Source organism: Methylobacterium mesophilicum, from assembly GCF_036441335.1.
Taxonomy (GTDB): domain Bacteria; phylum Pseudomonadota; class Alphaproteobacteria; order Rhizobiales; family Beijerinckiaceae; genus Methylobacterium; species Methylobacterium mesophilicum_B.
Map to the genome: position 1 here is coordinate 1 of NZ_MLBW01000037.1, position 9,352 is coordinate 9,352.

Here is a 9,352-nt window from a genome sequence, read left to right on the forward strand (position 1 = left end):
GGTCCGCAGATCCGCGGGCGTCGCGCGGCCCTGGAGGCCGCCGGGCGCCGTGACGGCCGGGATGCCGGCGGGGGCGGTGAAGCTCTGCGCCAGGGCGGGCCCGGACAGGCCGATTCCGATCACGGCGCCGATCAGAAGACGAGAGGTCATGGCGGAGGTCCAGCGTTGATCCATCGCCGGGATCATCCCGGCCGCGTTACCCCGCGATGTGGGAGCCGCGAACCCGCGGTCCAACAGGCGGGACGGACCCCCGTGCGCCCGCGCACGGGACCGCGCCGACCCGCGGTCCCGCGTCCCCGCGCAAGGCCGCCGTAACCGTGGCGGGCGGAATTCCGGAACGGTAAAGCCGAGCTTCGAGTTGAGGGGCGGCTGAATCGGGGGCCATCCGTGAGACTGTCACTCCTCGCACCGCTCGGGCTGCTGCTCGTCGTCTGCCCGCACGCGTCCGGGGCGCAGGGTCTCCGGGACCCGCAAGAGGTCCAGGGCGTCCGGAGCGTCGAGGACGTGCGGGATGTCCGGGACCTGCCCGCCGCGACCGTCGAGCCGGGCGAGCCCCGCCCGGGGCCGCCCCCGCCGCTCCCGGATATCTCGGACCCGAACGGCCGGGCCGGCGAGGCCCTGAACGAGCCCGGCGAGCGCTCCGGCATCCCGAAGGCCCTGCGCTCCTCCGGGGCGAAGGCGGGCGGGCCGGCCAACGATCTGAACCCGAGCGGGAAGGCCGAGGCCCCGGCACCGCCGAAGGGCGACCTGGGCCGGGTCATCGCCGGCAAGGAGCTGTTCCACGGCAATTACTGCGGCACGGGGCAGCGCGGTGAGGGGCTGCCGCCGACCGACGCCCTCGACGCGGCGTGCATGCGCCACGACGCCTGCTACGACGCGGCGGGATACCGTTCGTGCGGCTGCGACGCGGCGCTGAAGCGCGAGGCCTCTGCCGTCTCGGACAGCCCGGACGCGGCGCTGGAAGTGCGGCGCCGGGCGCTCAGCGTGATCGAGGCCGCGTCGGCGATGGAGTGCCGCGCGCCCTGAGCGCGCCGCGCAGAACCGCCCCTGTGACGCCACCATAGCCTTGCATCCCGGGGCGGGCCCGCGTCGCTGGGCCGCTGTCGAAGTCCGGTCTCGCCCTTTGCCCCACCTCTCCTCATCGCAGGGTCCTGTCGCGACCGCGGCCCGCCGCGGGGCGGGCGCGGCGCGGTGGATCGCGCCCGCGATCCTGGCCGCCGGCCTGCTGGCGACCGGGCTGAGCACCGCCCTCACGTGGCAGGCGGCGGCGCTGCGCGACCGCCTGACCTTCGAGCACGCCACCGAGATCGAGCTGCGCACGGTCGAGGACCAGTTCCGCACCTACACGGCCCTGCTGCGCGGCGCCGCCGGCCTGTTCGCCGCCGAGGGCGACACGGTCACGCTGGCCCAGTTCCGGGCCTACGTGCAGCGGATCGAGCTGCAGCGCCTCTATCCCGGCTTCCTCGGCATCGGCTTCACGCCGACCCTGCCCGCCGCCGCGCGCGAGTCGTTCGCCGCGCGGGCCGCGGCCCTGGGCGTCGAGAATGCCCGGGTGCGCCCGCCGACCGACAACCCGATGATCAGCCCGGTCCTGTTCGCTGAGCCGCCGAACCCGCGCAACCTCGCCGCCATCGGCTACGACGTGATGTCGGACCCGGTGCGGCGTGACATGGTGGAGCGCGCCCGCGACACGGGCCGGCCGGCCGCCTCGGCGCGGATCCAGCTCGTCCAGGAGATCGACGCGAACAAGCAGGCGGGCTTCCTCGTGGCCATGCCGGTCTATGCCAACGGCGCCGTCCCGCCGGACCTCGAGGCGCGGCGGCAGCGCTTCCTGGGCTTCGTCTTCGGCGCCTTCCGGGCGGACGACCTGTTCAACAGCATCGTGGCGGCGGAGGCCGAGGAGGACGCGGCCTTCGCCATCTACGACGGCGCACCGAGCGAGGCGACCCTGCTGCACCGCTCGGCGCGGGCCTCCGCGGCGGGGGCCGGGCGCCTCACCCGCGAGGCGCATCTTGAGCTCGGCGGCCGCACCTGGACCGTCGCGTTCGCGCAGCGCGTCTCGCCCCGGCGCGGCTCGGCGCTGCCGGAGATCTGGCTCGTCTGCGGCGGCGGCCTGTTCGCCACTGCCCTCCTGGCCTTCGCGGCCTACCGGCAGCGCCGCACGCAGGACGAGATCCGCCAGCTCAACGCGTCGCTGGAGGTCCGCGTCGAGGAGCGGACGCGCGATCTCCAGTCGGCGGCAGACCGGCTGCGGCAGGCCGGAGAGGAGCGGGCGCGCATGGAGGAGGCGCTGCGCCAGTCGCAGAAGATGGAGGCGGTGGGCCAGCTCACCGGCGGGCTGGCGCACGACTTCAACAACCTGCTGGCGGGCATCTCGGGCTCGCTGGAGCTGATCGAGGCCCGGATCAACCAGGGCCGGTCGAAGGATGTCGGCAAGTACATCGCCGCCGCCCAGGGCGCCGCCCGGCGGGCCGCGGCGCTGACCCACCGCCTGCTCGCGTTCTCGCGCCGCCAGACGCTGGCGCCCAAGGCCATCGACGCCGACCGGCTGGTCCGAGGGATGCTCGACCTGATCCAGCGCACGGTCGGGCCGGGCGTCGAGGTGCGGCACGTCGGTGCGGACGGGCTCTGGGCCGCCCTGGCGGACCCGTCCCAGCTGGAGAACGCGCTCCTGAACCTCTGCATCAACGCGCGGGACGCGATGCCGGAGGGCGGCCGGATCACCATCGAGACGGACAACCGCTGGATCGATCGGCAGCAGGCCGAGGCGCAGGACATGCCGGAGGGGCCGTACCTGTCGCTCTGCGTGTCCGACACCGGCACCGGCATGCCGCCGGAGATTGTCGCCCGGGCGTTCGACCCGTTCTTCACCACCAAGCCGATGGGCGAGGGCACGGGCCTCGGCCTGTCGATGATCTACGGCTTCGCCAAGCAGTCGGGCGGTCAGGTCCGGATCACCTCGACGGTCGGCCAGGGTACGACCGTGTGCATATACCTGCCGCGGCACTTCGGAGAGGCGGACGCGGACGGGCCCGACCCGGGCAGAGGCCGGATGGCGCAGGCCGAGGCGGGCGAGACCGTGCTGATCGTGGACGACGAGCCGACGGTGCGCATGCTGGTGACGGACGTGCTGAGCGACCTCGGCTACACGGCGATCGAGGCCGCGGACGGCGCGGGCGGGCTCAGCGTGCTGCAGTCGGGCGCCCGGATCGACCTGCTCGTCACGGATGTCGGCCTGCCCGGCGGCATGAACGGGCGCCAGATGGCGGACGCCGCGCGGGTCGGCCGACCGGACCTGAGGGTGCTGTTCATCACCGGCTTCGCCGAGACCGCGCTGCCGGGCGACGGGCGTCTCGAGCCCGGTATGGCCGTGCTGACCAAGCCCTTCGCCGTGGAGGCCCTGGCCGCCCGCATCCGCGAGATGATCGCGCGCTGAACGCGGCGGGCATCGGCGGCCCGCGGGCGCTCCCGGACCTGCGCCGGATCGGCGCAGGGCGACCTCGGGCGGCACGGCCGCGGCCACCGCCGCCCTGCCATTCGTTGAGATCGCGGCCCCGGAGGCCTATGCAGGGACACCATGGACCTGCAAGCGACCGCCGACCACCCTCTGGCGCCCCCCGTCCGCACGCCGTCGCCGCGCGGGCCTGCGGCGCCGTTCCTGCCCATGAGCCGCACCGAGATGGCGGCGCTCGGGTGGGATTCCTGCGACATTGTTCTGGTGACGGGTGACGCCTACGTGGACCACCCGAGCTTCGGCATGGCCATCATCGGCCGGCTGCTCGAATCGCAGGGGTTCCGGGTCGGCATCATCGCCCAGCCCGATTGGCACTCGGCGGAGCCGTTCAAGGCGCTCGGCAAGCCGAACCTGTTCTTCGGCGTCACCGGCGGCAACCTCGATTCGATGGTGAACCGCTACACGGCGGACCGGCGGCTGCGCCACGACGACGCCTACACGGCCGGCGGCGAGGGCGGCCGGCGCCCGGACCGCTGCACCATCGTCTACACGCAGCGCTGCCGCGAGGCCTTCAAGGACGTGCCGGTCGTGCTCGGCGGCATCGAGGCGTCGCTGCGCCGGATCGCCCACTACGACTACTGGTCCGACAAGGTGCGCCGCTCGATCCTGGCGGACGCCAAGGCGGACCTGCTGATCTACGGCAACGCCGAGCGCGCCGTGGTCGAGGTGGCGAACCGCCTCGCGGCCGGCGAGGCGCCGCACCAGCTCGACGCGATCCGGGGCGTCGCCCTGTTCCGCCGTGTGCCGGCCCACTACACCGAGCTGCCCGCCGACGACCTCGATTCGACGGACGAGGCCGCCACACGCCGGCCCGGCGAGACCGTGATCCGGCTCCCCGCCTACGACGAGGTCAAGGACGACAAGGAGGCCTATGCCCGCGCCTCGCGCGTGCTGCACCGGGAGGCCAATCCCGGCAACGCGCGCCCGCTCGTCCAGCGCCACGGCGACCGCGACCTGTGGCTCAACCCGCCGCCGATCCCGCTGAGAAGCGACGAGATGGACGCGGTCTACGACCTGCCCTACGCCCGCGCCCCGCACCCGTCCTACGGCGACGCGAAGATCCCCGCCTGGGACATGATCAAGTTCTCGGTGACGATCATGCGCGGCTGCTTCGGCGGCTGCACCTTCTGCTCGATCACCGAGCACGAGGGCCGCGTCATCCAGAACCGCTCGGAGGGCTCGATCCTGCGCGAGATCGAGCGGATCCGCGACAAGACCCCGGGCTTCACGGGCGTGATCTCGGATGTCGGCGGGCCGACGGCGAACATGTACCGGATGGCCTGCAAGGATCCGAAGATCGAGGCGGCCTGCCGGCTTCCGTCCTGCGTCTTCCCGGACGTCTGCCCGAACCTGAACACCTCGCACGACGACCTGATCCGGCTCTACCGCAAGGTCCGCGAGGTGAAGGGCGTCAAGAAGGTGATGGTCGCCTCCGGCGTGCGCTACGACCTCGCGGTGAAGAGCCCCGAATACATCAAGGAGCTCGTCACCCACCACGTCGGCGGCCGCCTGAAGATCGCGCCCGAGCACACCGAGCGCGGCCCCCTCGACAAGATGATGAAGCCGGGAATCGGCACCTACGACCGGTTCAAGGAGATGTTCGACGCCGCCGCCAAGGAGGCGGGGAAGAAGTACTACCTGATCCCGTACTTCATCGCGGCTCATCCGGGCACGACCGACGAGGACATGATGCACCTCGCGCTCTGGCTCAAGAAGAACAACTACCGCGCCGACCAGGTCCAGACCTTCCTGCCCTCGCCGATGGCGACCGCCACGGCGATGTACCACACCGAGATCAACACGCTGCGGGGCGTGAAGCGCGGCGGCAGCGAGTCGGTCGAGGCGATCAAGGGCCTGCGCCAGCGCCGGCTGCACAAGGCGTTCCTGCGCTACCACGACCCCGAGAACTGGCCGCTGCTGCGCGAGGCGCTGCGGGAGATGGGCCGTGCCGATCTCATCGGGCCGCGGCCGGACCAGCTCGTGCCGTTCTCGCAGCCGCCGGGAACCGGCGCCGGTGCGGGCCGGACGGGCGGCCAGCCGCGACCCCGCTACACGGGCGGCGGCCAGCGCTTCACCACGAAGGGCGTTCCGTTGCGCAAGTGACGGCCCGGCGCGCCGGGCCTCCATGAATCCTGCCCCGACCCGGCGCGCCGTCGGGGACCGTTCCGGCGCCACCCGCGCGAGCCGCGGGACGGGCGCGTCAGCCCGCTTTGATCGGCAGGGTGAAGAGGTCGATGAAGGACCGCGCCAGGTCGACCGGTCCCGCGACGGCGAGCGTGCCGCCGGCGCCATCCCGGTCCAGGGGCGCCTTGCCGTAGATCGTGCGGCGCATCGCCATCGTGTCGCCGGTGAAGGCGAGATCGGGCGCCTCCGCGACGCCCCGGCGCACGCGGATCCCGCCGCCGGCCACCGTCGCGACGAAATTCTCGCCGGGGAAGTGGAACGCGACCGTCGCCGACAGCGCCGCCGCCCGCCCGCGGTCGATCAGGGCCTCGAGCGACATCATGGCCGACGCCGCCGACATGAACAGGCTCGGGTCGTGCCGCGGCGAGCGGGCGGCCCAGCGGCCCAGGTCGCGCATCAGGGGCGCGGCCTCGCGGCCCCACTCGGTGAGATCGTAGACCTGCACGTTGGCCGGCGACGGCAGCCGGTAGCGCAGGGCGATGCCCACCGCCTCCAGGCTCTCCAGGCGCTGCGTCAGCACGTTCGCGCTGATCCCCGGCAGGTTCGCCCGGATCTCGCCGAAGCGCCGGGGGCCGTAGACCAGCTCCCGCATGATCAGCAGCGACCAGCGCTCGCCGATGAACTCCAGCGCGAGGGCCGTGCCGCAGGCATCGTCGTACAGGCGCTCGCGCGCTCCGGACGCCCGTTCGGTTATTTTTTCTGACTTCATGGTTGCATTGTGTAACCGAGGATGCGAGCCTGGGCAAAGCGGGGCCTTAGGGGGCGCCGCGCAGCGGCCGTAGCGCCGATTGTCACGGAGGAGCGCCCGATGCCACCCGCCGAGGGGACCCCCATCTGGTTCGAGCTGAACGCGGCCGACCCGGACGCCGCGCAGGCCTTCTACGAGCCGGTCGCCGGCTGGCGCGTCGCGCCGTCGCCGATGCCCGAGCACGGCGGCTACCGGATCGCGGAGGCCGACGGGGCGCCCGTGGCCGGGATCCGGCGGCCGATGCCCGAGGCGCCCGGCCTTCCGGGCTGGGCCATCTACCTCGCGACGCGGGACGTCGACGCCCTGGTGGCCCGCGCGGTCGATCTCGGCGGCGCGATCCGGTTCGGACCCGTCGACATCCCCCATGTCGGCCGCTTCGCCATGGTGAGCGACCCGCAGGGCGCGGTCTTCGCCGCGATGGACCCGGCCCATCCCGGGGAGAGCCGGGCCTTCGGGCCGGTGCCGCTCGGGACCGAGCAGACCCGCGGCCACGGCGTCTGGATCGAGCTCGCGACCCCCGACCCCGCGGCGGCCATCGCCTTCTACGGGGCGCTCCTCGGCTGGGAGAAGCTCGGCGCCATGCCGATGGGCGAGATGGGCGAGTACGCCTTCATCGGGCGGGGCGATCTGCGCCCCGGCGCGGTGATGTCGAGCGCGGCCACCGGCGCGCCGGCGCGTTGGAACTGGTACATCCACGTCGCCGACATCGACGCCGCGCTCGCGACGGTCCGGGACAGGGGCGGCAGGGTCCTCCAGGGGCCCGACCCGATCCCCGGCGGCAGCTACGCGGCCAACATCGCCGATCCGGGGGGCCACCAGCTCGGCCTCGCCGGCCCGCGGCAAGCCGCGTGAGGAGCGTCCGGCCATGACGAGCGACAAGCTGACGACCTGCCTGTGGTTCGACCGCGGCGAGGCCCACAAGGCCGCGGAGTTCTACGCCGCGACCTTCCCCGACAGCCATGTCGGCGCACCCATGAACGCCCCCGCGGATTTCCCCGGCGGGTCCGCGGGCGACGAACTCACGGTCGCGTTCACGGTCCTCGGCCGGCCGTTCGTCGGCCTGAACGGCGGCCCCGCCTTCCGGGCCAACCAGGCGGTCAGCTTCATGGTGCTGACCGACGATCAGGCGGAGACCGACCGGTACTGGGACGCCATCGTGGGCCACGGCGGCGCGGAGAGCGCGTGCGGCTGGTGCACCGACCGCTGGGGCTTCTCCTGGCAGATCACACCGCGCGCGCTCCTGCATGCGAACAGCCACCCCGACCGGGCCGCGGCCCGGCGCGCGTTCGAGGCCATGATGAACATGCGCCGGATCGACATCGCCCGGATCGAGGCCGCCCTCCGCGGAGACTCCGCCCATGCGTGAGATCACCGGCTCCCTCTTCCAGTCCCTCGACGGCGTGATCCAGGCACCGGGCGGTCCGGAGGAGGATCAGACCGGCTTCGCGCACGGCGGCTGGACCTTCCCGTACTTCGACGCGTCGCTCGCCGGGCCGATGGGCAAGCTGCTGGGAGGCGATTACGAGCTGCTGCTCGGCCGGCGAACCTACGAGATCTTCGCCGCCTACTGGCCGCACAACGCCGACCAGCCGATCGGCGCGACCTTCAACGCGATCCGCAAGCATGTCGTGACCGCGTCCGACCAAGCGCTCGGCTGGACCAACAGCCACCGTCTCGCCGGCGATCCCGTCGCGGCGGTCGCGCGCCTCAAGGAGAGTGACGGACCCGACCTCCTCATCCAGGGCAGCAGCATGCTCTACCCGGCGCTGCTCCCGGCGGGCCTGGTCGACCGGATCGTCCTGATCACCTTCCCGGTCATGCTCGGCCGCGGGAAGCGCTGGTACGCGGACGACCCGGCGGCGGCCCGCACCTGGACGCTGGTCGAGCAGAGCCACTCGCCGAAGGGCGTCCACGTCGCGGTGCTCGCGCGGGACGGGGCGGTCCAGACCGGCAGTTTCGCCAGCAAACCCCCGAGCGCGGACGAGCTCGCGCTCCGCGCGCGCCAGGCGGCGGGCCGCTGGTAGAGTATCGCTCAGGGGGCGACGGGCCGGCCCTCGAGCCGGCGCCCTCGGGCGAGGGTGCCGGAGGCAGCGGGTCCGTTCGGATACCGGCCGCGGTTCCGCGAGCGCCGGACCGGGGGAGGAGGCTCGCGATGGGCGTCGATATCGCGCGCGTGAGGGCGCTCATCGCGACGTTGGAGGCGGTGACCTCCGCCCCCCACTTCCATAGGACGGCCTTCCGGACGCCGCGCAAGACCTTCGCGACGCTGGACGCGGTCGCCCACGACATCAACCTGATGTTCGACCCGGACCTGCGCGACTTCTTCTGCGAGCAGGTGCCGGCGGCGTTCAGCCCCGTTCCGGGCGGCTGGGGCCGGATGGGCGCGACGCGGTGCGACCTCGCGATCGTCGACGAGGCGACCCTGATGTCGGCCCTGACGGCGGCCCACCGGCTCGCCGCGCCGAAGCCGCGCACGCCCCGCCGACCGTGACGGTCCCGACCCACAGGGCCGGGCCGGGATCCGTCCGCCGGCCTGACCTCAGGCCGGGATCCGTCCGTCGGGCGTGTAGCGGTCGACGGCCCTGGGGAGCTCGCGGGACAGCCGGGAGAGCAGCTCATCGCGGGACAGTCCCGTCCGCTGGGTGAGGGCCGCGAGGACGTCGGGTCCGATCGCCTGCTCCAGGTGGTGCGGCGCGATCTCCTGGTTCGGTCCCGGGTTGACCCAGGACTGGGCGGCCGCCCCGTGACCGGCCTGCTGGAAGCGGTCCAGCATCTCGCCGAGGCCGCTGTGCAGGAACCCGCCGGGAGCCTCGCCGCGCCGGTCGCCCAGCAGGCCGCCAAGGAGACCGCCCAGGCCGGCACCGGAGCCGCCGCTGGAGCCGCCGCTGGCGCCACCCGCCGGGCCG

General features: G+C 73.4%; 9 protein-coding genes. 7 read left to right on the forward strand and 2 right to left on the reverse strand.

The window, feature by feature from the left end:
* Nucleotides 1-387: 387 nt before the first annotated feature.
* The 3 genes from MMR14E_RS28465 (at nucleotide 388) to MMR14E_RS28475 (ending at nucleotide 5,617) form a co-directional block, all read left to right on the forward strand.
* Nucleotides 388-1,026, forward strand: a complete 639-nt coding sequence (locus MMR14E_RS28465) for a hypothetical protein (RefSeq protein WP_331318966.1) — start codon at nucleotides 388-390, stop codon at nucleotides 1,024-1,026.
* A 97-nt stretch (nucleotides 1,027-1,123) separates the two neighbouring features.
* Nucleotides 1,124-3,436: a CHASE domain-containing protein gene (locus tag MMR14E_RS28470; RefSeq protein ID WP_331318968.1), complete on the forward strand. Its 2,313-nt coding sequence runs from the start codon at nucleotides 1,124-1,126 to the stop codon at nucleotides 3,434-3,436.
* A 141-nt stretch (nucleotides 3,437-3,577) separates the two neighbouring features.
* On the forward strand, nucleotides 3,578-5,617 hold the full coding sequence (locus MMR14E_RS28475) for a YgiQ family radical SAM protein (RefSeq protein ID WP_331318970.1): 2,040 nt from the start codon (nucleotides 3,578-3,580) through the stop codon (nucleotides 5,615-5,617).
* 97 nt (nucleotides 5,618-5,714) lie between these two features.
* Here MMR14E_RS28475 and MMR14E_RS28480 read toward each other — a convergent pair whose 3' ends face one another.
* Nucleotides 5,715-6,407: a helix-turn-helix domain-containing protein gene (locus tag MMR14E_RS28480; RefSeq protein WP_331318972.1), complete on the reverse strand. Its 693-nt coding sequence runs from the start codon at nucleotides 6,405-6,407 to the stop codon at nucleotides 5,715-5,717.
* A gap of 99 nt (nucleotides 6,408-6,506) precedes the next feature.
* Between MMR14E_RS28480 and MMR14E_RS28485 the strand changes: the two genes are divergently transcribed.
* The 4 genes from MMR14E_RS28485 (at nucleotide 6,507) to MMR14E_RS28500 (ending at nucleotide 8,937) form a co-directional block, all read left to right on the forward strand.
* Entirely contained in the window at nucleotides 6,507-7,298 is a 792-nt protein-coding gene (locus tag MMR14E_RS28485) for a VOC family protein (protein WP_331318973.1), read from the forward strand.
* A gap of 13 nt (nucleotides 7,299-7,311) precedes the next feature.
* The gene (locus MMR14E_RS28490; RefSeq protein WP_331318974.1) at nucleotides 7,312-7,812 is read left to right on the forward strand and encodes a VOC family protein; all 501 of its coding nucleotides are present in this window, start codon (nucleotides 7,312-7,314) and stop codon (nucleotides 7,810-7,812) included.
* Nucleotides 7,805-8,470: a dihydrofolate reductase family protein gene (locus MMR14E_RS28495; RefSeq protein WP_331318975.1), complete on the forward strand. Its 666-nt coding sequence runs from the start codon at nucleotides 7,805-7,807 to the stop codon at nucleotides 8,468-8,470. The genes MMR14E_RS28490 and MMR14E_RS28495 overlap by 8 nt, the downstream gene beginning before the upstream one ends.
* 128 nt (nucleotides 8,471-8,598) lie before the next feature.
* Nucleotides 8,599-8,937 (forward strand): MmcQ/YjbR family DNA-binding protein, encoded by a 339-nt coding sequence (locus MMR14E_RS28500; protein WP_331318976.1) that lies wholly within the window; start codon nucleotides 8,599-8,601, stop codon nucleotides 8,935-8,937.
* A 48-nt stretch (nucleotides 8,938-8,985) separates the two neighbouring features.
* Here MMR14E_RS28500 and MMR14E_RS28505 read toward each other — a convergent pair.
* On the reverse strand, nucleotides 8,986-9,352 hold a 367-nt coding region (locus MMR14E_RS28505; RefSeq protein WP_331318978.1), incomplete at its 5' end, for a YidB family protein.